Origin of the sequence: Streptomyces sp. NBC_00016 (genome assembly GCF_045040885.1) — a bacterium.
Taxonomy (GTDB): Bacteria; Actinomycetota; Actinomycetes; order Streptomycetales; family Streptomycetaceae; genus Streptomyces; species Streptomyces coriariae.
Genome location: NZ_CP108304.1, coordinates 5,067,249 through 5,088,246, shown reverse-complemented (window position 1 = coordinate 5,088,246; position 20,998 = coordinate 5,067,249). Strand labels below are relative to the sequence as shown.

Annotated in this window: 20 protein-coding genes; 9 read left to right on the top strand and 11 right to left on the bottom strand. The window is 68.2% G+C overall.

Annotated features, from left to right (window positions below):
* Nucleotides 1-145: 145 nt before the first annotated feature.
* Entirely contained in the window at nucleotides 146-778 is a 633-nt protein-coding gene (locus tag OG933_RS22530) for an HAD-IB family phosphatase (RefSeq protein WP_362524340.1), read from the bottom strand.
* 221 nt (nucleotides 779-999) lie between these two features.
* On the opposite strand from OG933_RS22530, the gene OG933_RS22525 reads away from it, so the two are divergent.
* The gene (locus OG933_RS22525; RefSeq protein ID WP_405628636.1) at nucleotides 1,000-1,866 is read left to right on the top strand and encodes a GNAT family N-acetyltransferase; all 867 of its coding nucleotides are present in this window, start codon (nucleotides 1,000-1,002) and stop codon (nucleotides 1,864-1,866) included.
* A 70-nt stretch (nucleotides 1,867-1,936) separates the two neighbouring features.
* On the opposite strand, the gene OG933_RS22520 is transcribed toward OG933_RS22525, so the two are convergent.
* Together OG933_RS22520 and OG933_RS22515 are read right to left on the bottom strand one after the other, a co-directional pair.
* Nucleotides 1,937-2,356 (bottom strand): heme-binding protein, encoded by a 420-nt coding sequence (locus OG933_RS22520; RefSeq protein WP_057606332.1) that lies wholly within the window; start codon nucleotides 2,354-2,356, stop codon nucleotides 1,937-1,939.
* A gap of 170 nt (nucleotides 2,357-2,526) precedes the next feature.
* Nucleotides 2,527-3,744 carry an MFS transporter gene (locus OG933_RS22515; RefSeq protein ID WP_405628633.1) on the bottom strand — a complete coding sequence of 406 codons (1,218 nt, stop codon included), beginning with the start codon at nucleotides 3,742-3,744 and terminating at the stop codon, nucleotides 2,527-2,529.
* Nucleotides 3,745-3,887: 143 nt separating this feature from the next.
* Here OG933_RS22515 and OG933_RS22510 point away from each other — a divergent pair, with 143 nt between their 5' ends.
* Both OG933_RS22510 and OG933_RS22505 read left to right on the top strand, forming a co-directional pair.
* Nucleotides 3,888-4,361: a MarR family transcriptional regulator gene (locus OG933_RS22510; protein WP_362524349.1), complete on the top strand. Its 474-nt coding sequence runs from the start codon at nucleotides 3,888-3,890 to the stop codon at nucleotides 4,359-4,361.
* Between the two features lie 9 nt (nucleotides 4,362-4,370).
* A complete protein-coding gene (locus OG933_RS22505; RefSeq protein WP_327184004.1) occupies nucleotides 4,371-4,823 on the top strand; it encodes a GNAT family N-acetyltransferase in 453 nt (150 codons plus the stop codon).
* A 66-nt stretch (nucleotides 4,824-4,889) separates the two neighbouring features.
* Here OG933_RS22505 and OG933_RS22500 read toward each other — a convergent pair whose 3' ends face one another.
* Nucleotides 4,890-6,275 carry a serine hydrolase domain-containing protein gene (locus tag OG933_RS22500; RefSeq protein ID WP_405628631.1) on the bottom strand — a complete coding sequence of 462 codons (1,386 nt, stop codon included), beginning with the start codon at nucleotides 6,273-6,275 and terminating at the stop codon, nucleotides 4,890-4,892.
* 322 nt (nucleotides 6,276-6,597) lie between these two features.
* On the opposite strand from OG933_RS22500, the gene OG933_RS22495 reads away from it, so the two are divergent.
* Entirely contained in the window at nucleotides 6,598-7,164 is a 567-nt protein-coding gene (locus OG933_RS22495; RefSeq protein WP_405628629.1) for a dihydrofolate reductase family protein, read from the top strand.
* Nucleotides 7,165-7,271: 107 nt separating this feature from the next.
* Here OG933_RS22495 and dnaB read toward each other — a convergent pair whose 3' ends face one another.
* Nucleotides 7,272-8,750, bottom strand: a complete 1,479-nt coding sequence (dnaB, locus tag OG933_RS22490) for a replicative DNA helicase (RefSeq protein ID WP_028806982.1) — start codon at nucleotides 8,748-8,750, stop codon at nucleotides 7,272-7,274.
* Between the two features lie 458 nt (nucleotides 8,751-9,208).
* Here dnaB and OG933_RS22485 point away from each other — a divergent pair, with 458 nt between their 5' ends.
* Nucleotides 9,209-10,546 carry an MATE family efflux transporter gene (locus OG933_RS22485; RefSeq protein WP_362524357.1) on the top strand — a complete coding sequence of 446 codons (1,338 nt, stop codon included), beginning with the start codon at nucleotides 9,209-9,211 and terminating at the stop codon, nucleotides 10,544-10,546.
* A 138-nt stretch (nucleotides 10,547-10,684) separates the two neighbouring features.
* On the opposite strand, the gene rplI is transcribed toward OG933_RS22485, so the two are convergent.
* The 4 genes from rplI to rpsF form a co-directional block, all read right to left on the bottom strand.
* Nucleotides 10,685-11,131 (bottom strand): 50S ribosomal protein L9, encoded by a 447-nt coding sequence (gene rplI, locus OG933_RS22480; RefSeq protein ID WP_020130673.1) that lies wholly within the window; start codon nucleotides 11,129-11,131, stop codon nucleotides 10,685-10,687.
* 18 nt (nucleotides 11,132-11,149) lie between these two features.
* Nucleotides 11,150-11,386 (bottom strand): 30S ribosomal protein S18, encoded by a 237-nt coding sequence (rpsR, locus tag OG933_RS22475; protein ID WP_020130672.1) that lies wholly within the window; start codon nucleotides 11,384-11,386, stop codon nucleotides 11,150-11,152.
* A gap of 82 nt (nucleotides 11,387-11,468) precedes the next feature.
* On the bottom strand, nucleotides 11,469-12,086 hold the full coding sequence (locus tag OG933_RS22470; protein ID WP_362524359.1) for a single-stranded DNA-binding protein: 618 nt from the start codon (nucleotides 12,084-12,086) through the stop codon (nucleotides 11,469-11,471).
* Between the two features lie 78 nt (nucleotides 12,087-12,164).
* Nucleotides 12,165-12,455 (bottom strand): 30S ribosomal protein S6, encoded by a 291-nt coding sequence (gene rpsF, locus OG933_RS22465; protein ID WP_006604399.1) that lies wholly within the window; start codon nucleotides 12,453-12,455, stop codon nucleotides 12,165-12,167.
* Between the two features lie 286 nt (nucleotides 12,456-12,741).
* Here rpsF and OG933_RS22460 point away from each other — a divergent pair, with 286 nt between their 5' ends.
* From OG933_RS22460 to OG933_RS22450, 3 genes are all read left to right on the top strand, one after another.
* Nucleotides 12,742-13,053, top strand: a complete 312-nt coding sequence (locus tag OG933_RS22460; protein ID WP_054242131.1) for a hypothetical protein — start codon at nucleotides 12,742-12,744, stop codon at nucleotides 13,051-13,053.
* Nucleotides 13,054-13,269: 216 nt separating this feature from the next.
* A complete protein-coding gene (femX, locus tag OG933_RS22455) occupies nucleotides 13,270-14,391 on the top strand; it encodes a peptidoglycan bridge formation glycyltransferase FemX (RefSeq protein ID WP_020130669.1) in 1,122 nt (373 codons plus the stop codon).
* A 93-nt stretch (nucleotides 14,392-14,484) separates the two neighbouring features.
* Nucleotides 14,485-15,516, top strand: a complete 1,032-nt coding sequence (locus OG933_RS22450; RefSeq protein ID WP_020130668.1) for an alanine racemase — start codon at nucleotides 14,485-14,487, stop codon at nucleotides 15,514-15,516.
* Between the two features lie 114 nt (nucleotides 15,517-15,630).
* Here OG933_RS22450 and OG933_RS22445 read toward each other — a convergent pair whose 3' ends face one another.
* Nucleotides 15,631-17,130 (bottom strand): glycosyltransferase 87 family protein, encoded by a 1,500-nt coding sequence (locus OG933_RS22445; protein WP_362524362.1) that lies wholly within the window; start codon nucleotides 17,128-17,130, stop codon nucleotides 15,631-15,633.
* A gap of 131 nt (nucleotides 17,131-17,261) precedes the next feature.
* The gene (locus OG933_RS22440; RefSeq protein ID WP_405628625.1) at nucleotides 17,262-19,940 is read right to left on the bottom strand and encodes a transglycosylase domain-containing protein; all 2,679 of its coding nucleotides are present in this window, start codon (nucleotides 19,938-19,940) and stop codon (nucleotides 17,262-17,264) included.
* A 353-nt stretch (nucleotides 19,941-20,293) separates the two neighbouring features.
* On the opposite strand from OG933_RS22440, the gene OG933_RS22435 reads away from it, so the two are divergent.
* The gene (locus tag OG933_RS22435) at nucleotides 20,294-20,977 is read left to right on the top strand and encodes a PadR family transcriptional regulator (protein ID WP_267019417.1); all 684 of its coding nucleotides are present in this window, start codon (nucleotides 20,294-20,296) and stop codon (nucleotides 20,975-20,977) included.
* Nucleotides 20,978-20,998 lie beyond the last annotated feature (21 nt).

The following is a 20,998-nucleotide window of genomic DNA, read 5'->3' as shown; positions in this document are numbered from 1 at the left end:
GCGTCGCGCGCACTTCGTCCCGGAAGCGAACCGGAGTCGACCATACCGGCCGCCGTCCGCCGCACAAGTCCCCCCTTCCGTCCCTGGAACCCGCTTGGCACGCGAACCGCAGGTTTTCTTCAATCGAGGGTCAATGCGGGGTCAATCAGCGGTCGTGGCACACCAATTCATAGGCATCCCACAGATCCTTCCCCACGTAGGAGTGGGTCGCGAGGCCCGCCAGATGGCGGTCCGAGTTGACCGCCACGGAGACCGGCACCACCCCGAACAGATCCTTGTCGGAGAGCGAATCGCCGTAAGCGACACAGTCGTCCCGCGTCACTCCGAACTCCGCGCAGAGTCGGTCGGCGATCAGCACCTTCGCCGCCGCGCTCAGCGCTCCCGCCGGGTCCATGGGCTCGGTGAAAGGGACCGCCGGGAAGCGGGACCCGTACGTCGCGTGGGCGCCCCACCCGGTGAGTCTTTCCACGAAGAAGGAAGGCGAGAGCGACACGACCGCGCAGTACTCCCCTCTGCGCCTTATCTCGGCCCAGACATCGCGGATGCGTGCCAGCCACGGCGCTCCTTCGAACGCCGCCGTCACATGCTCCTCGGTGAGCTGCGTCCAGAGTTCGTACACCTGCGCCGCGTATTCCGGCGGGCCGATCAACCCCGCCGAGATCGACTGCTCCAGCACCGCCGTCTCGGCCTCCAGGCCGAGTTGACGCGAGATCTCCAAGGGAGCGGACGTCCCGTGCAGCAGCGTGCCGTCAAGGTCGAAGAGGTGAAGTCTCGCCATGACCCGAGGCTAACGGGCAGGCCTGAGATCTCCCTGGCAGTGCCTCTCCCGAGCTTCCGTTCGCCCCTGTTTCACGTGAAACACTCCCGCACTCCCACACTGCCATCGCGCTGGACGATGGACCTTGAGGCTGGACGGTGGGCCGGGACATGGCCAAAAGCACGTGCGTCTCAGGGGAAACAGGTGGACGCCGGAGGTACGGGTCGGACAGCCTGACCTGCGTGCCGACACCTTCCCTCACCGCTCTGCCCGTCCGTCGTCTGACGCACCGCGACCTCACCGCCTGCGCCGACCTGTCCGAGGACCGGGGGTGGCCGCGCGAAGAGCACAAGTGGGGCCTGCTCCTCTCGGCCGGAAGGGGCTACGGCATCGACGACCCGGACGGCGGGCTCGTCAGTGCCTGCGTCGTCACCGAGTACGGCCCGCCCGGCCACCCCACCCTCGGCGCCATCGGCATGGTGCTGGTCGCCGAGCGGTACGCCCGGCAGGGCATCGGTCGGCGACTGATGCGGCACGTCGTCTCCCTGCTGGGCACCACCCCGCTGACCCTGCACGCCACACCGAACGGCCGTCCGCTCTACGAGGAGCTGGGCTTCAAGACCACAGGCCGGGCGGAGATGGTGCGCGGACGTCTCACGCCGGACGACACGGCGTCGGACGTCATCACCCGCGCGGCCACGGCCGAGGACCTCACGGCGATCCTCCGGCTCGACGAGGAGGTCTTCGGCACCGATCGGACGCATGTGATCGCCCGTCTGCCCGCCTTCGCCGACCAGTTGCGGGTCGCCGAGGACGACGGCCGGATCATCGGTTACGCGGCCGCATGGCCCAACATGGACACCCAGGTCGTGGGCCCGCTGATCGCCAGGGACTCGAAGACCGCGAAGGCCCTGCTGGCCTCCCTCGCCGCCCGCACGGACCGGCCGCTGCGCACCGACATCGACGTACGGCACGAGGAACTGCTGGAGTGGGTGAAAGCGCGGGGCCTGGAGTCCGTTGCCTTCAACGCCGTGATGACCCACGGGATCACGGAGCTGCCGGGCGACTGGCGCCGCCGGTTCGCCCCGCTGACGGTGGCGGCCGGCTGAGCCGGGGGACACGACGGAACGCCGGTTCCCGTCATGGTCGGAAACCGGCGCTCTTCGTGGACGTGACAGGTCAGACGAGCGTCTCCACGGCGGCCGTGGCAAAGCCGTGGTCCTGCTCCGGGGCGCCGCCCCCGACCCCGATCGCGCCGATCAGACGGCCGTCGCGGTGCACCGGCACCCCGCCGGCGATGAACAGCAGCGGCCGGTCGAGCGCGGTGGGCAGGGTGTGGAAGAGGCCGCCCGGCTGCACGGCATCGACGAGGTCGGCGGTGGGCGCGTTGAGCTGAAGCGCCGTGTACGCCTTGCGCGTGCTCGTCTCCCCGGAGATCAGTACGGCCCGGTCATCGCGGCGGAAGGCCAGCAGATGGCCGCCGGCGTCCAGGACGGTGACGCTGACGGTGACCCCGGCTGCCTCGGCCGCACGACGGGCGGCCGTGACGAGGGCTTCGGCGTCGTGAATGGTCAGGGGCGCGAAGGTGGTGGTGCTCATGAGGGGAACTTCTCCTTGCGATGTTGTCGGGGCGTGTCGAGGTTCTTCGAGGTTCGGCGTGACCGAGGTCCCGGTGCCGCCGAGGTCGAACGCGGTCGAGGGCCGCGGTGATCAGGGATGGGCGCGGGCTCGCCGGTACGGCCCTGGTCCAGCGAGGTGACCGACGGGTCTCAGCGCTGGACGGCCGTCTGCCGCTCGACGGGCGTTCCACCGGCGACGACGGCGCCGGCACCGCCAGGGGCGTTGTCACGGCGCTCCAGCGCGGCCGAGACGACGGCGAGGAGCAGGGCGCCCGCGGCAAGGGCGGCGCCGACCCAGTTCGGGGCGGTGTAGCCCAGGCCTGCGGCGATGACGAGGCCGCCGAGCCAGGCGGACAGCGCGTTGCCGAGGTTGAAGGCACCGATGTTCACCGCCGACGCCAGCGTCGGCGCGCCGTGAGCCTGGTCCAGGACGCGCTTCTGGAGCGGCGGGACGGTGGCAAAGCCCAGGGCGCCGATCAGGACGATCGTGACGGCCGCCAGGACCTTGTTGTGGGCGGTGAGCGTGAAGAGCGCCAGGACGACCGCCAGGGCGCCCAGAGAGACGTACAGCATCGGCATCAGCGCGCGGTCGGCGTACCTGCCGCCGACGAGGTTGCCGCCGACCATGCCGAGCCCGAAGAGGACCAGCAGCCAGGTGACGGATCCGTCCGCGAAGCCGGTTACGTGCGTCATCATCGGCGCGATGTAGGTGATGGCCGCGAAGACTCCGCCGAAGCCGAGGACGGTCATCGCCATGGCGAGCAGCACCTGGGCGTTCTTGAAGGCGGCCAGTTCGTGCCGCAGGTGCACTCCCTCGGCCCGCGGCATCTCTGGCACGAGCTTGGCGATGCCGAGCAGGCCCACGACGCCGAGTACGGCGACGACGGCGAAAGTGACGCGCCAGCCGGCGCTCTGCCCGACGAGAGTGCCCAGTGGAACGCCCACGACGTTGGCGACGGTGAGGCCGGTGAACATCATCGCGATGGCTCCGGCCTTCTTGTCCGGGGCGACCAGGTCGGCGGCGACGACCGAGCCGATGCCGAAGAAGGCGCCGTGGGCGAGTGAGGCGACCACGCGACCGATCAGCATCACGGCGAACGAGGGGGCGACGGCGGACAGCAGGTTGCCGACGATGAACAGGCCCATCAGCAGCATCAGCATCCGCTTGCGGGAGATCTTGGTGCCGAGGACCGTCATGAGCGGGGCACCGAACATGACACCCAGCGCGTAGCCGGTCACGAGGAAGCCGGCCGTGGGGATGGAGACTCCGAAGTCGCCCGCGACCTCGGGCAGCAGACCCATGATCACGAACTCGGTCGTCCCGATTCCGAAGGCCCCGATCGCGAGGGCCAGAAGCGCGAGAGGCATAGGAGGTAACACCTTCCGAGATGATTGCAGATGCGCTTTACGTGCTCCCACAATAGTTGCACACGCGGGCTATGTGCAACCGCCGTATATTGCAGGATTGCTCTATCCTGGTCTCAGCCGCTCCGGGACGGAGGAGAACCCCCATGACTGCGACGGACCCCGCGCTCACCGCTCTCGCCCAGGGCTGGTGCGCCCTCTCCCTGCTGCACGGGAGGATCGAGGCCCACATCGAGCGCGCGCTGCAGAGCCGGCACGACCTGAGCGTGCGCGAGTACTCCCTGCTCGACGTGCTCAGCCGACAGCACGACGGCGACGGAGGCCATCTCCAGATGAAGCAGGTGGCCGACGCGGTCGTCCTCAGCCAGAGCGCGACCACCCGGCTGGTGACCCGGCTCGAGGACCGCGGGCTGCTCGAGCGCTACCTGTGTCCCACCGACCGCCGTGGCATCTACACCAACGTCACCGAAGCCGGTCTGAAGCTGCTGGCCGAAGCGCGTCCGACCAACGACGCCGCCCTGCGCGAGGCCCTCGACGAAGCCGCCAGGAACACGGAACTGGCCCCGCTGGTACGGGTCGTGGAGTCACTGAACGCGCCCGTCGCCGCCTTGGGCACATAGGGTGCGGGCATGGGAGATCTTGAGATACGGGCCGCCGTCGCCGAGGACATCCCGGCGATCGTCGGCATGCTCGCGGACGACCCCCTGGGCGCGCAGCGCGAGTCGCCGGACGATCTCAGCCCCTATCTGACCGCCCTGGAACGGCTCACCGCCGACCCGAACCAGCGTCTGGTCGTCGCCGTCCGCGAGGGTCAGGTCGTCGGGACGCTCCAGCTGACGATCATCCCGGGCCTGTCCCGGCGCGGCTCGACCAGGTCGATCATCGAAGGTGTGCGGGTGCACGCCGACGAGCGCGGCAGCGGCCTGGGCACGCGGTTCATCGAGTGGGCCATCGAGGAGTCCCGGCGCGAGAACTGCCAGTTGGTGCAGCTCACTTCCGACAGCACGCGCACCGACGCCCACCGCTTCTATGAGCGCCTGGGCTTCGTCGCCTCACACGTGGGCTTCAAGCTCCAGCTCTGAGGACTCCGCGCCCGAACGGAAGCGCCCTGTTTCACGTGAAACAGGGCGCTTCCTTCTCGTGTGGGGCTAGCCGATGCCGCGCCAGCCCTCCGGGTCGATGCCACCGGGCACAGCGGCCCGCTCGTCGTACGGCTGACGCGTGAACACGAACGAGCCGAGGTCCAGGTGGTCCACGCTCCCGTCCGGCCGCCGCACGGCCCGCAGGAGCTCTCCGGCGTAGTAGCCCTCCAGGCCGGTCCAGGTACCGTCCCCGTTCGGCCTGAACCGGGAGCGCCGGCCGGCGCCGGACACCGGTCCCAGGGAGACCAGCCCGTCGGCCGTCACCCGCAGGGCGAAAGGACTGGTCCCCCAGTGCCACTGGCCCGCCAAGTCCAGAACGGCGGGGTCCACCTCCCGCAGCGGACGCCACGGCTCGGGAATCCGCGGCTCGGCCTCGGCGACGATCCGCACGAGATCGGCGGCCACCTGGGACGTCAGGACACCGGACGTGCAGTTGGCGAGCACCACCGCGGCCACGTCGTCCGCCACACCGATGGTGAGGGTGGCCAGGAAGCCCGGCACCGAGCCGGAGTGGCCCACGAGCAACCGGCCCTCCCGGTGCTGGATCTGCAGCCCCAGCCCATAGGTGGATCCGTCCGCCACGTCCGGCAGCCCGGCCGGTGCCGCGGGCGTCCACATCTCGCGCAGGGTCTCCACGCTCAGGACGCGGTCGTCACCCCGGGCCAGGAAGGCAGCGAATCGCGCGAGGTCGCCTGTCGTGGACCAGAGCTGGCCGGCCGCGGCCATCCGCCCGAAGTCCTCGACGGGCTCGGGCAGCAAGACGTCGGCCCAGGGGTGGACCGCCCAGCCTCCCGCGGCCGGAGCCTGCGATCGGACAGTCGTACGGTCGAGCCCCAGAGGTTCGAGCACTTCCCGTCGCAGCACCTCTTCCCAGGGCGCCCCACGGAGTTCTTCCACGAGAGCACCGAGGAGTGCGTAGCCGGGGTTCGAGTAGTGGTGACGTCGGCCGGCCGGAAACGGGGCGGCCCGGTCGCCGAGGACGTCGGCGAGCTCGGGCCGCAGCGAACCCGGGGTCCGCTCCCACCAGGGGCCGGGCGACTCCGCCGCCAACCCACCGGTGTGGGCGAGCAGTTCGGCCACCGTGGCCTCCCCCGCGCCGGATCCGGGCAGGTGCTTCTCCAGCGGGTCCTCGAGGTCGAGCACTCCCTCGTCACGCAGTCGCAGCACGAGCACGGCGGTGAAGGTCTTGGTGATCGAGCCGATCCGGTACTGCACGTTCTCGTCCGGCGCGTGCCCGTCGACCGAGGTCCGCGCCCCGTGCCACACGGCCCGCCCGTCCCGTACGACCGCAGCGACCAGCGACGGGGCCCGTCCCTCGGTCTGGGCCACCGCGATCCGGTGCAGCAGCGCCCGCCGGGTGCCGGGAAGCAGCTCTTCCTGAGGTGTCGTCATGGTCCCAGTCCACCCGCCCGCGCGGCCGGCGTCGAGTTCATTCCGCCCAGGGCTGCAGGGTCTCGCCGCTCGTGACATGTCGATCTTGCGTGACCTGGGCGTTCTTGGCTGTCTCACGGCCTTGTCACCCATGATCAGTCCCAAGTCCGTGGCATTTCCTCGCGAGGGCGAGGCCGAGATCAGGCGGCTTGTCCGAGTCGGCCGAGTACACCACGCTGAGCCCCGAGCACGAGGGCTACCGGCGAGCCCAGATCGCGCAACGATGAGTTTCCCGCGCCGCGCTGGTCTACACGCCGGACACCCACGGACGGAAGGCTGAGCCATGCGGAAACTGATCTACGGCATGAACCTGACCCTGGACGGCTACGTCGCCGCGCCCGGCGACGACATCGGCTGGAGCGGACCGCCGAGCGACGAGCTGTTCCAGTGGTGGCTCGGCCACGAGCAGGCGAGTGGCCTGTCGCTGTATGGGCGCAAGCTGTGGGAGACGATGAGCTCCTACTGGCCGACCGGCGACCAGCAGCCGGGCGCCACCCCGGCGCAGATCGAGTTCGCGCGGAACTGGCGGGACACGCCGAAGGTGGTGTTCTCCTCAACGATCGACAAGGTCGACTGGAACACCCGCCTGGTCGCCGGCGACGCGATCGCCGAGATCACCCGGCTCAAGGCCGAGGACGGCGGCCCGATGAACATCGGCGGCGCGACGCTCGCCGGGGCGGCCATGCGCGCCGGGCTGATCGACGAGTACGCGATCGCCGCCCATCCGGTCCTGGTGGGCGGCGGCACGCCGTTCTTCACCGCGCTGGACAGCTGGGTGAACCTGAACCTGGTGGAGACGCGGACGTTTCCCGGCGGCGTGGTCCTGACCAGGTACGAGACGAGGCGCTGAGCAGCAGCACCCACGCGCCGGTCTCACGGTGATGCCGTATACGACATCGGTACGACACCGCCCGTGAGATCACGACATCGGCCGCGAGACCCTGCAAGGGCACCGGATCAGGTCTGCGCCATGTCCACGAAGCGGGAGTAGTGGCCCTGGAAGGCGACGGTGATCGTGGCTGTCGGGCCGTTACGGTGCTTGCCCACGATGATGTCCGCCTCGCCCGCGCGCGGAGACTCCTTCTCGTAGGCGTCCTCACGGTGCAGCAGGATCACCATGTCGGCGTCCTGCTCGATGGAGCCGGACTCACGCAGGTCGGACACCATCGGCTTCTTGTCCGTGCGCTGTTCGGGACCACGGTTGAGCTGCGAGAGCGCGATCACCGGAACCTCCAGCTCCTTGGCCAGCAGCTTGAGGTTACGGGACATGTCCGAGACCTCCTGCTGACGGCTTTCGGAGCGCTTGGAGCCACCGGCCTGCATCAGCTGGAGATAGTCGATGATCACGAGCTTGATGTCGTTGCGCTGCTTCAGTCGGCGGCACTTGGCCCGGATCTCCATCATCGACAGGTTCGGGGAGTCGTCGATGTACAGCGGTGCGGAGGAGACCTCGGGCATCCGGCGCGCCAGACGCGTCCAGTCCTCGTCCGTCATGGTGCCGGAACGCATGTGGTGCAGGGCCACGCGAGCCTCGGCGGACAGCAGACGCATCGCGATCTCGTTGCGCCCCATTTCCAGGGAGAAGATGACGCTGGGCAGGTTGTGCTTGATCGACGCCGCGCGCGCGAAGTCCAGCGCGAGCGTCGACTTTCCCATGGCGGGACGTGCCGCGATGACGATCATCTGGCCCGGGTGCAGACCGTTGGTGAGCGAGTCGAGGTCCGTGAACCCGGTGGGCACACCCGTCATCTCGCCGCTGCGCGAGCCGATCGCCTCGATCTCGTCGAGGGCGCCCTCCATGATGTCGCCGAGCGGCAGGTAGTCCTCGCTGGTGCGCTGCTCGGTGACCGCGTAGATCTCGGCCTGGGCGCGGTTGACGATCTCGTCGACGTCGTCGTCGCCCGCGTATCCCATCTGCGTGATGCGGGTGCCGGCCTCGACCAGGCGGCGCAGCACGGCGCGTTCGTGGACGATCTCCGCGTAGTACTCGGCGTTGGCGGCCGTCGGCACCGTCTGGACGAGGGTGTGCAGATAGGACGCGCCGCCGACCTTGTTGATCTCGCCGCGCTTGGTGAGCTCGGCGGCGATCGTGATGGGGTCGGCCGGCTCGCCCTTGGCATAGATGTCCAGGATCGCCTGGTAGATCGTCTCGTGCGCGGGCTTGTAGAAGTCGTGGCCCTTGAGGACCTCGACCACGTCGGCGATGGCGTCCTTGGACAGCAGCATGCCGCCGAGGACGGACTGCTCGGCGTCGAGGTCCTGCGGCGGTACCCGCTCGAAGGTGGTGCCACCGCCTTCCCACTCGCCGCTCTCCCGGCCGCGATCGTGCTGTTCGTCACGACCGCGCCCCCCTTCGCCGCGCCGCCGGGCAGGAGGCAGACGATCACTCGGCCCGCTGTCGGCCCACGGGTCGTCCAAGGGCTCGGAAATGCTCACCGAGCAACCTCCTCCCGTCCGCCGAGCGGACCTCGCCATGCCTTCTTTCTACGGCACGGCACTGACAATCGAGAGCGCCAACTCCGGTTGTGGAGCGTCGGTTTTATGAGGGTTTCCTCGACCGACGGACGGAGCGGGCGCCGGACCACGGTAGGCCCGTCGGCACCGTCAGCCAATCTGGTTATCCACAGGCCATGTGGACGACGGCCCCGATGCTGTGGAGAACTCCGCAAAACCTGTGCACGACCCGGTGGACAGCCCTGTGAACAAGCCCTCGTATTTTCTTGCGAAGTGCCTCTGACCTGCACTTTCACCATCCACCGGCTGTGCAGAAGAAAAAGTTGCCCGGTCGGACCAAGATCTCTTCGAACGGCGCGCAAGACACTACACGGCGTGAGGACAGGTAAGGGTCGCAAGGCGACTGGATCTCTTACCTGTGGACGATTAGATTGGTGCTCATGACACAGGCTCCCGCGACTCCCGAGACCGTCCGACGGCAGCACGATCGAGAGATCGTCGCACTGGCCGTCCCGGCCTTCGGCGCGCTCGTCGCCGAGCCGCTCTTCGTCATGGCCGACAGCGCGATCGTCGGCCATCTGGGCACCGCTCAACTGGCCGGACTCGGCATCGCCTCCGCGCTGCTCATGACGGCCGTCAGTGTCTTCGTCTTCCTCGCCTACGCCACCACCGCAGCCGTAGCGCGCCGCGTGGGCGCCGGTGACCTGCCGGCAGCCATCCGCCAGGGCATGGACGGCATCTGGCTGGCGCTGCTGCTCGGCGCCGCCGTGATCGCGGCCACCCTGCCTACCGCCCCGGCACTCGTGGAACTCTTCGGTGCCTCGGACACCGCCGCTCCCTACGCGACCACCTATCTGCGCATCTCGGCGCTCGGTATCCCTGCCATGCTCGTCGTACTGGCCGCGACCGGTGTCCTGCGTGGACTCCAGGACACCAGGACACCGCTCTATGTCGCCGTCGCCGGCTTCGTCGCCAACGCCGCCCTGAACGTGGGCCTCGTCTACGGCGCGGGCCTCGGAATCGCCGGCTCTGCCTGGGGCACCGTGATCGCCCAGTGGGGCATGGCCGTGGTCTACCTCGCCGTGGTGGTCCGCGGAGCCCGGCGCCATGGCGCGTCTCTGCGCCCTGACGCCGCCGGTATCAGGGCCTCCGCCCAGGCCGGGGTTCCCCTGCTGGTCCGCACGCTCTCGCTGCGGGCCATTCTGATGATCGCCACAGCCGTGGCCGCCCGCCTCGGGGACGACGACATCGCGGCACATCAGATCGCCCTGGGCCTGTGGAGTCTGCTGGCCTTCGCCCTCGACGCCATCGCCATAGCCGGACAGGCCATCATCGGACGGTATCTCGGTGCCGACGACGCCCAGGGCGCCCGTGACGTCTGCCGCCGCATGGTCCAGTGGGGCATCGCCGTGGGTGCCCTGCTCGGTCTGCTGGTCGTGATCGCCCGCCCCGTGTTCCTGCCGCTCTTCACCAGCGACCCTGCGGTGAAGGAGGCCGCGCTGCCGGCGCTTCTCGTGGTGGCACTCTCCCAGCCCGTCTGCGGCATCGTCTTCGTACTGGACGGTGTGCTGATGGGTGCGGGAGACGGCCCCTATCTCGCCTGGGCGATGGTGCTCACCCTGGCAGTCTTCACTCCCGTGGCCCTGCTGGTGCCGGTTCTCGGCGGCGGTCTCACCGCGGTGTGGGGAGCGATGACGCTGATGATGGTGGTCCGCATGCTGACCCTCTGGCTGCGTGCCCGCTCCGGCCGCTGGATCATCACCGGCGCCACCCGCTGACTGTTTCACGTGAAACCGGCGATCGCGCGAAACGGCCGTTTCGCACAGGACCGGCGTTTCACGTGAAACAAGCAAGCGGAAGGGGCCGCACCCCACAGGGTGCGGCCCCTTCTCAGCTCTTCGAGCCAAACGCAGCGATCAGGCCGCGACGACCTCGATGTTGACCTTGGCGGCAACCTCGGGGTGCAGACGCACGGACGTCTCGTGGGCGCCCAGCGTCTTGATCGCCGAGCCGAGCTCGATGCGGCGCTTGTCGACCTCGGGGCCACCGGCAGCCTTGATCGCGGAAGCGATGTCAGCCGGGGTGACGGAACCGAAGAGACGACCGGCGTCGCCGGAGCGGACGGCCAGACGGACCTTGACGCCCTCGAGCTGGGCCTTCACAGAGTTGGCCTGCTCGATGGTCTGGATCTCGTGGATCTTGCGAGCACGACGGATCTGCTCGACGTCCTTCTCGCCACCCTTGGTCCAGCGGATAGCGAAATTCCGCGGGATCAGGTAGTTGCGAGCGTAACCGTCCTTGACGTCGACGACGTCGCCGGCGGCACCGAGGCCAGAGACCTCGTGGGTGAGGATGATCTTCATTTGTCGGTCACCCTTCCCTTATCGCGCCTGAGCGGTGTACGGCAGCAGTGCCATCTCACGGCTGTTCTTGACGGCCGTGGCGACGTCACGCTGGTGCTGCGTGCAGTTGCCGGTCACGCGGCGGGCACGGATCTTGCCGCGGTCGGAAATGAACTTCCGCAGCATGTTCGTGTCCTTGTAGTCCACGTACGTGACCTTGTCCTTGCAGAATGCGCAGACCTTCTTCTTAGGCTTGCGCACAGGCGGCTTCGCCATGGTGTTTCTCCTGTGTGATCAAGAAGTTGGGATACGACCCACCCTCGACCCGGACGCGCCCGGAGACCCGGGCCCGAACGGCCTAGAAGGGGGGTTCGTCCGAGTAGCCGCCACCAGCACCGCCGCTGCTGCTGCCGCCGGAGTTCCCACCCCAGCCGCCGCCACCGCCACCGGCACCCTGGTTGCCACCGGCGGGAGCGCCGGTTGCCCACGGGTCTTCGGCGGGAGCGGCGCCGCCCTGCTGGCCGCCGCCGGAGTTTCCACCCCAGCCGCCGCCCTGCTGGCCGCCACCGCCACCGCCGCCGTAACCACCCTGGCCGCCCTGGCCACTGCGGCCGGAAGCCTTGGTGACCTTGGCCGTGGCACTGCGCAGGCTGGCGCCGACTTCCTCGACGTCCAGTTCGTAGACCGTGCGCTTGACGCCCTCACGGTCCTCGTAGGACCGCTGCTTCAGCCGGCCCTGCACGATGACGCGCATGCCTCGCTGGAGCGACTCCGCGACGTTCTCCGCCGCCTGACGCCAGACCGAGCAGGTCAGGAACAGGCTCTCGCCGTCCTTCCACTCGTTCGTCTGACGGTCGAAGGTGCGGGGAGTGGACGCGACACGGAACTTCGCGACCGCCGCACCGGAGGGGGTGAAGCGCAGCTCGGGGTCGTCGACAAGATTGCCGACGACCGTGATGACGGTCTCGCCTGCCATGGGGGAACCTCTCGGCGGGTTTGCTGCTGGCTGCTAGTGCTGCTACTCAGAATCCCGAGATCAGCTGAGCTGGAGAGCTCAGTGGGTCTCGGGACGGAGGACCTTGGTCCGGAGGACCGACTCGTTCAGGTTCATCTGGCGGTCGAGCTCCTTGACGACCGCAGGCTCGGCCTGCAGGTCGATGACCGAGTAGATGCCCTCGGGCTTCTTCTTGATCTCGTACGAGAGACGACGACGGCCCCAGGTGTCGACCTTCTCCACCTTTCCGTTGCCCTCACGGACAACGGAGAGGAAGTTCTCGATCAGCGGGGAGACAGCGCGCTCCTCGAGATCGGGGTCGAGGATGACCATCACTTCGTAGTGACGCATGTGGAACCCACCTCCTTTGGACTCAGCGGCCACGGTCGATCCGTGGCAGGAGGGTTGTGATGCGTACGCAACGGTATCGGCCGCCACTGACAATCGGGGGTCGGCTTGCGACTTCCCCGCTCTCAGCTGGACGGACACCCTGGCAAGCCTGGGCAGACACCGGTGCAGAGGGTACAGACTACCTGCACACACGCTTCCGGTTGAAATCCGGCGTGGATGACCGTCAGTCTGTACACGTCGGGTGTGTATGGCGCTACGATGCGCCGCCTTTCGCAGGAGGTGCCCCATGGCACAGGCATTGCGACCCAATACCGCCGGTTCTCTCTTCGCCACCGACGGCAAAGCCCATCCAATCCAGGACACCCTGCTGGCAGTGACGCTGGTGCTCGGCGTGACGGCCTTCATCACGTCGTTCTTCCACAGCCTGCATCTGCTCAGCTCCTGGGCCGGCCTGGTGGGAATCCTGACCGGCGCCTACGGACAGTGGATCTCCGAGACCACCCGTGAGCGCTTCGGTCTGATCCTGGGTCTCGGTGCCGCGGGCTTCGGCTTCTTCATCGGAATGGCCCACGGCGGCCTCTTCGGCGGAATCTGGTGACCCGACCGGCGCGGACGGTGCCCGCACCACGGGCACCGTCCGCGCCGGAAGACGCGTAGGACACCTACGAATAGGGACGGAACGCCCCGGCCGCGCGCGGGCCGGGGCGCAGGTGCCGTACGCCCAGTCAGGCAGCTCGCAAGGCGCAGTAGGCTTCGGCGCGAGAGCCGGAGCCCCTGTACCCATGGGGACACACCAGCCCGAGGAGCGCCCCGAATGAGCCTGACCCTGAGGACGATCAGCCGCGAGCAGCATCTGGCATACATCCAGAGCCTGCCGTCGGCGAGCCACATGCAGGTTCCGGCCTGGGCCGATGTCAAGGCCGAGTGGCGTTCGGAGAGCCTCGGCTGGTTCGACGAGCGCACCGGTGAACTGGTCGGCGTGGGCCTCGTCCTCTACCGCCAGCTGCCCAAGATCAAGCGCTACCTGGCCTACCTTCCCGAAGGCCCGGTCATCAACTGGTACGCGCCGAATCTGACCGACTGGCTGGAGCCGATGCTGGCGCACCTCAAGCAGCAGGGCGCGTTCTCGGTGAAGATGGGCCCGCCGGTGATCATCCGTCGCTGGGAGGCCACCTCCATCAAGGCCGGCATCCAGAGCCCGGACGTGAAGAGACTGCGCGACATCGAGGCCGACTTCATCGAGCCGCGCGCCTTCGAGGTGGCCGACAAGCTGCGCCGCATGGGCTGGCAGCAGGGCGAGGACGGCGGCGCCGGCTTCGGCGACGTCCAGCCGCGCTACGTCTACCAGGTGCCGCTGGCGAACCGTTCCCTTGAAGAGGTCCACAAGAACTTCAACCAGCTGTGGCGCCGCAACATCAAGAAGGCCGAGAAGGCCGGCGTCGAGGTCGTCCAGGGCGGCTACCACGACCTCGAGGAATGGCAGCGGCTGTACGAGATCACGGCCGTGCGGGACCACTTCCGGCCGCGCCCGCTCTCCTACTTCCAGCGCATGTGGTCGGCCCTCAACACCGAGGACCCCAACCGCATGCGGCTGTACTTCGCCCGCCACAACGGCGTGAACCTGTCGGCGGCGACGATGCTGATCGTCGGCGGCCACGTCTGGTACTCCTACGGCGCGTCCGACAACATCGGCCGTGAGTTCCGGCCCTCGAACGCGATGCAGTGGCGGATGCTGCGCGACGCCTATGCGCTCGGCGCGACCGTCTACGACCTGCGAGGCATCTCCGACTCGCTGGACGAGACCGACCACCTCTTCGGCCTGATCCAGTTCAAGGTCGGCACGGGTGGACAGGCCGCGGAGTACCTCGGTGAGTGGGACTTCCCGCTGAACAAGCTGCTCCACAAGGCCCTCGACATCTACATGTCGCGCCGCTGACGTCACGTTCAGTGATTCCATACCTCTGACACCTCCGACACCTCTGACGCGTTTCCCCACACCGCAGCCACGAGAAAGGTCCCAGGTCCGGCCATGGCGCTCACCCTCTACGTCGACACCGCGCGCTGGCGGGCGCATCACAAGCACGTGCAGGAGCAGTTCCCGGGACTCGTCCCGGTCTGCAAGGGCAACGGCTACGGGTTCGGGCACGACCGGCTGGCCGAGGAAGCCACCCGGCTGGGCTCGGACGTCCTCGCCGTCGGCACGACGTACGAGGCCGCGCGCATCAAGGACTTCTTCGGCGGCGACCTGCTGGTGCTGACGCCCTACCGGCGCGGTGAGGAGCCCGTCCCGCTGCCCGACCGGGTCGTGCGCTCGGTGTCTTCGATCGACGGCGTGTACGGCCTCGTGGGCGCTCGGGTGGTCATCGAGGTGATGTCGTCGATGAAGCGGCACGGCATCAGCGAGCAGGACCTGCCGCAGTTGCACGCCGCCATCGAGAACGTCAGGCTCGAGGGTTTCGCCATCCACCTCCCGCTGGACCGCACCGACGGCTCCGACGCCGTCGAGGAGGTCATCGGCTGGATGGACCGGCTGCGTGCGGCCCGGCTGCCGCTGCACACGATGTTCGTCAGCCACCTCAAGGCCGACGAACTCGCCCGGCTGCGGCAGCAGTTCCCGCAGACCCGCTTCCGCGCCCGTATCGGCACGCGGCTGTGGCTGGGGGACCACGAGGCCACCGAGTACCGCGGTGCCGTCCTCGACGTCACGCGGGTCGCCAAGGGCGACCGCTTCGGCTACCGGCAGCAGAAGGCGGCCTCCGACGGCTTCCTGGTGGTCGTGGCGGGCGGTACGTCGCACGGGGTGGGCCTGGAGGCTCCCAAGGCCCTGCACGGCGTCATGCCGCGCGCCAAGGGCGTCGCCCGGGCCGGCCTCGCCACGGTGAACCGGAACCTCTCCCCGTTCGTCTGGGGCGGCAAGCAGCGCTGGTTCGCCGAGCCGCCGCACATGCAGGTCTCCATCCTGTTCGTGCCCTCGGACGCGCCGGAGCCGCACGTCGGCGACGAACTCGTGGCCCATCTGCGGCACACCACCACGCAGTTCGACCGGATCGTGGACCGCTGAGGCGCGGGCACCGAAGAACGCAGCAACGAAGAAGGCCGTACACGAGACTCCGTGTACGGCCTTTCCCGTCGGCCCACTGCCGGGCCCTGATACCGCGGGCGACGCCCTGTTCGCTCAGAGCGAACTGTCGGTGGCGTCCTGCTTGCCCCAGTCCACCTGCGGCCCGTCGAAGTGGGAGGCGTGCCGGGGCGGATGGGCCGCGGAGCCGAGCACGAAGACGTCCTCCGCCCCGTCGAGCACTCCGCCCGAGGGGTCGTCGTCGCCCGCCTGCCGTACCACGTCCCGTTCCGGCATCAGGATGTCCCGCACGATCACGCCGCACAGGTAGAGCGTTCCCAGCAGGTGCACGCCGATGGCCCAGTGATAGCCGTCGGTCGGCAGACCCTTGTGGGCGTCTCCGCTCGTCGTGTACGCGAGGTACATCCAGATGCCCAGGAAGTAGGCGACCTCGCACGCCTGCCAGATCAGGAAGTCCCGCCACTTCGGCCGGGCCAGCACCGCCAGCGGCACCAGCCACAGGACGTACTGCGGCGAGTAGACCTTGTTGGTGAGGATGAAGGCGGCCACGATCAGGAACGCCAGCTGGGCGAAGCGGGGCCGGCGGGGCGCGGTCAGCGCCAGCACAGCGATGCCCGCGGCGCACACCACGACGAGAAGCGTGGCGAGGGTGTTGACGCTGTCGGTGGTGAGGGGATCACTGGAGTTCTGCGCCATGATCAGCCAGAAGGAGCCGAAGTCGACGCCCCGCTCCTGGCTGAACCGGTAGAACTTCGACCATCCATCGAAGGCGAAGAGCATGACCGGCAGGTTCACCACCAGCCAGGCGACGACCGCGCCGCCCAGGGCCTTTCCGAAGTCCCGCCACTTCCCCGCCCGCCAGCACAGCACGAATAGGGGACCGAGCAGGAAGACGGGATAGAGCTTGGCGGCCGTGGCGAGCCCCAGGAGGACACCGAAGGCGAGGGACCGGCCCCGCGACCACATGAGCATCGCCGCGGCCGTCAGAGCGACCGCCAGCAGGTCCCAGTTGATGGTGGCGGTCAACGCGAAGGCGGGCGCCAGGGCGACCAGCAGGCCGTCCCAGGGGCGCCGGGCGTGGGTCCGGGCCACACAGACGGCGATGACGGCCGCGCACGCCATCAGCATCCCGGCGTTGACCATCCAGTACCACTGTTCCTGGTCCTGGATGCTGCCGCTGCCCGGCGTCAGCCAGTTGGCCACCTCCATGAACACGCCGGTCAGCACCGGGTACTCGAGGTAGTCCATGTCGCCGGGGAGCTTGTCGAAGTACGGCACGAGTCCGTCGGCGAAACCGCGTCCCTGGTAGAGGTGCGGGATGTCCGAGTAGCAGGCGTGCGTGTACTGGGTGGTGGCACCGAAGAACCAGCCGCCGTTGTAGCAAGGCGCCTTCTGGATCAGTCCTAGGGCGAACATCCCGATCGCCACGAGCGCGATGATCCGCACGGGAGTCCACCAGGACGTCCCGAGCAGGGCCCGGCGGCCCAGGGGGCCGCCGATCAGCTCACTGCCGGCCTTGGCCACCGGGTCGTCGCTGGTCGGCTTCACTGGATCCGGCTCGTGCGCGCGCGTCGGCGTCGATTCTGCACTGGGCATGAGCGACATCCTGCCGTACGCACCTAGGAAAACGCCGAGGGCCGCCCCACCTCGTTCGGTGGAGCGGCCCTCGTTTCACGTGAAACATGCGCATGTTTCACGTGAAACGCCCAAGCTGGACGACAGTGCGGCTAGCCGCCCGGGCCTCCGAAGAAGCCACCGTTTCCGTTGCCTCTGCTGTTGCCGTCCGATTCCGTGGCTGTCGGTGTCGGAGTGGTCTCCCCTGTTCCGCCGTTCTCGTTTCCGTCGGTCGTCCCCGCACTGTCGTCCTGGCAGTCGAAGAAGTTCGAGCAGGTCTCGGACGCCGAAGGCGAGGGCTCGACCTCCGTCTCGCTGGGAGACGGAGACGGCGACGGCGACTCCTCTTCGGTCTCGGTGACCGAAGGCGTCGGAGTCGGAGACGGTTCCGCGTTCACGACCTCGCCGATCGGCTCGGGCTCCGGGAAGTCCTTCGCCTTCGTGCCCTTCAGCGCCTCGGCCATGTAGTCGTGCCAGATCTGCGCCGGGAACGAGGCACCGTGGATCTTCTCCTGGCCACCTGTTCCGAACATCTCCAGGAACGTGCGGTTCTTGTTCGACTCGTCGTCGTCGTAGCGGAACATGGTGACCGCGGTCGACAGCTGCGGGGTGTAGCCCACGAACCAGGCCGACTTGTTGCCGTCGGTGGTGCCGGTCTTGCCGGCCACCTCGCGGCCGGGCAGCTGGGCGTTGGTACCGGTGCCCTTCTCGACGACGGTCTTCAGAACGTCCGTGACGTTGTCGGCGACCTTCGCGGTGAACGCCTGCTTCGTCTTGGTCTCGTGCGTGAAGATCTGGCCCTTCTCGCTCGTGACCTTCTCCACGGAGTAGGGATCACGCTGCTTGCCGCTGGCGGCGAAGGTGCCGTAGGCGCCCGCCATCCGGATCGCGCTCGGGTCGGAGATGCCGATCGAGAACGACGGGAAGCCGCTGTTGGTCAGGCTGGAATCCTTCAGACCCGCGCTGACGGCGGATTCCTTCACCTTGTCCAGACCGACGTCCATGCCGAGCTGCACGAAGGCGGAGTTCACCGACTCGCGCATCGCCTCCCGGAGGTCGATCTTGTATTTGGGCGGAGTCCCCAGAGAGACGTTGCCGTCATTGGTCTGAAGCCACTCCTCGCCCTTCTCGTTCTTCCAGACCGAGCCGTCGTAGTTCTCGATCTTGAGCTTGTTCTTGCCGCTGAACAGGCTCTTCGGCGACACGATGGTGCGTTCGTCCTGCGCCTGCGACGACCCCAGATCCGGATCCCGCACGCCCCACGTCATCGCGGCGGCCAGCACGAACGGCTTGAACGTCGAACCGACCTGGGCACCGGTCTGGTCGGCGTTGTCGGTGAAGTGCTTGGTGGCATCCTCACCGCCATAGATGGCCCGGATGGCACCGGTTTCCGGTTCCACGGACGCCCCGCCGAACTGGACGTGCGTGTCCGTGTCCGGTCGTTCCTTCGGCTTGATGTTGGCCTTCTGGACCTTCGTGACCGACGCCTCGAGCTCCTTGACCTTCTTCTTGTCGAAGGTCGTGTAGATCGAGTAGCCGCCCTGCTGGAGCAGGTCCTGGGTGATCCCGGTCGTCTTGCTGTTGGTGACCAGGTAACCGTTGGCGAGGTCGACGAGGTAGCCGATCTGGCCCTTCAGGTCGGTGTTGGAGCGGGGGTTCTGCCACCTGGGAAGGGCGGTGTACTCGGCCCGCACCGAGGCTTTCAGGTGTCCGTACTCGACCATCTTGTCGAGGGTGTCCTGCATCTGGAGCCGTGCCCGCTTGCTGTTGGCGGCGGGCGTGGCGCCGACCGGGTCGACCGAGGTCGCGCCGGCGGGGTCGTAGTACGTGGCGCCCTTCAGCATGGCGGCCAGGAACGCGCACTCGCCGGGGTTGAGCTTGATCGCGTCCTTGTTGAAGTAGGCGCGGGAGGCGGCCTGGATTCCGTAGGCGTTGCGCCCGTAGTACGCGGAGTTCAGGTAGCCGGCCATGATCTGGTCCTTGTCGACCTCGGCGCCCACCTTGATGGACACGAAGATCTCCTTGAACTTCCGGGAGATCGTCTGCGACTGGTCGTTCAGCATGGCGTTTTTGACGTACTGCTGGGTGATCGTCGATCCACCCTGCGTCTGGCCGCCCCTCGCCATGTTGAACACGGCACGGGCGATGCCCTTGGGGTCGATGCCGCTGTCGTCGTAGAAGGTCTTGTTCTCCTGCGAGATCACCGCCCAGCGCATCTCCTCGGGGATCTGCGAGAGGTCGATGTTCTGTCGGTTCGTCTCACCACCGGTGGCAACCATCTGGCTGCCGTCCTTCCAGTAGTAGACGTTGTTCTGCGCCGTGGCCGTCTTGGCGACGTCCGGGATGCCCACCATGGCGTACCCGATGCCCGCAACGGCCACCAGGCTGCCCACGAAGCCGACGAACAGGCCCGCGACGAGCTTCCAGGACGGCATCCAGCGCTGCCAGCCGTACTTGCCGGCGCGCGGGTAGTCGATCAGACGCTTGCTGTCGGGCGCCGGTCGCCCTCTGCCGCGTCCGGGGCCGGTCGGGGCTCCGCGACGGCCCCCTGTGGGCTCGGCCGCTCTGCGTCGCCCGCCCGAGTCTCTCTGGGACGCGCGCCGGGCGTCGGCACGGCTGCCGTGCGACTGCTCCTCGCTTCCGGCCCCGTGACCCAACCCGTAGTCGGCAGGAGATCCGGTGGCGCCTCGCGGTGCCGCGCGGCGGCCGGAGGACGGACCGGACTGGCCGCGTCGGGCCGCGGCACGTCCGCCTCCCTGCGGCTGCGGCGGTTTGCGACGGTGCTCGCTCATCGAACGATTACTCCTCGGGCAGGCGCATCCGTGCGCGCCTGGAAAGGGCGGCTGGTTTCCTGTCCCCCCGAAGTACGGATGCGGTCGGTCGCGCATTCACCCGTACTGCACCGAGGACCTCGACGCCCCCCGGCGTCTCATGGGTCCCGGTGGTGTGCATGGCGCACAGACTACGCACCGTCAAAACCTGCCTAGCCCCGAAGTTCATCCCAAACCAGGCAACTTGCCCTCAATGAATCGGTGATGTGATCCCGTTCACCTTCTCCCCTCTTGTCGCATCCGGAACGCCGTTCTATCGTCGTGATGTATCGAGTCGATACATCAGCGCGACATAAGGCCAAGAGGAGGCGACGATGAGCCGGCGTGCCGGGATCCTCGAGTTCGCCGTCCTGGGCCTTCTCCGCGAGTCTCCGATGCACGGCTACGAGCTGCGCAAACGGCTCAATACGTCATTGGGTGTGTTCCGTGCGTTCAGCTACGGCACGCTCTACCCCTGCCTCAAGACGCTGGTCACCAACGGCTGGTTGATCGAGGAACCGGGAAACACCCACGAAGACGCCCTCGCCGCTCCACTCGCAGGGCGTCGCGCCAAGATCGTCTACCGGTTGACGGCGGAGGGTAAGGAGCACTTCGAGGATCTGCTCTCGCAGACGGGTCCCGACGCGTACGAGGACGAACACTTCGCCGCTCGTTTCGCCTTCTTCGGACAGACGTCGCGCGACGTTCGCATGCGCGTACTCGAGGGCCGTCGCAGCCGGCTGGAGGAGCGCCTCGAAAAGATGCGCGCCTCCCTGGCGCGCACCCGGGAGCGCCTCGACGACTACACGCTTGAGCTGCAGCGCCACGGTATGGAGTCCGTGGAGCGCGAAGTGCGCTGGCTGAACGAGCTCATCGAGAGCGAGCGGGCCGGACGGGACCTGACAGGTCCCGCCTCCGGGGGGCCCGCTCAACAGAACACCACATCTGGATCGACGGGCGGCCTGCCCCGCCCCGGGGACACCCCCGGGGCGGATCTGCCCGACGAAACCGCCACGTGAGCGCCCATTCAGGGCCTCACT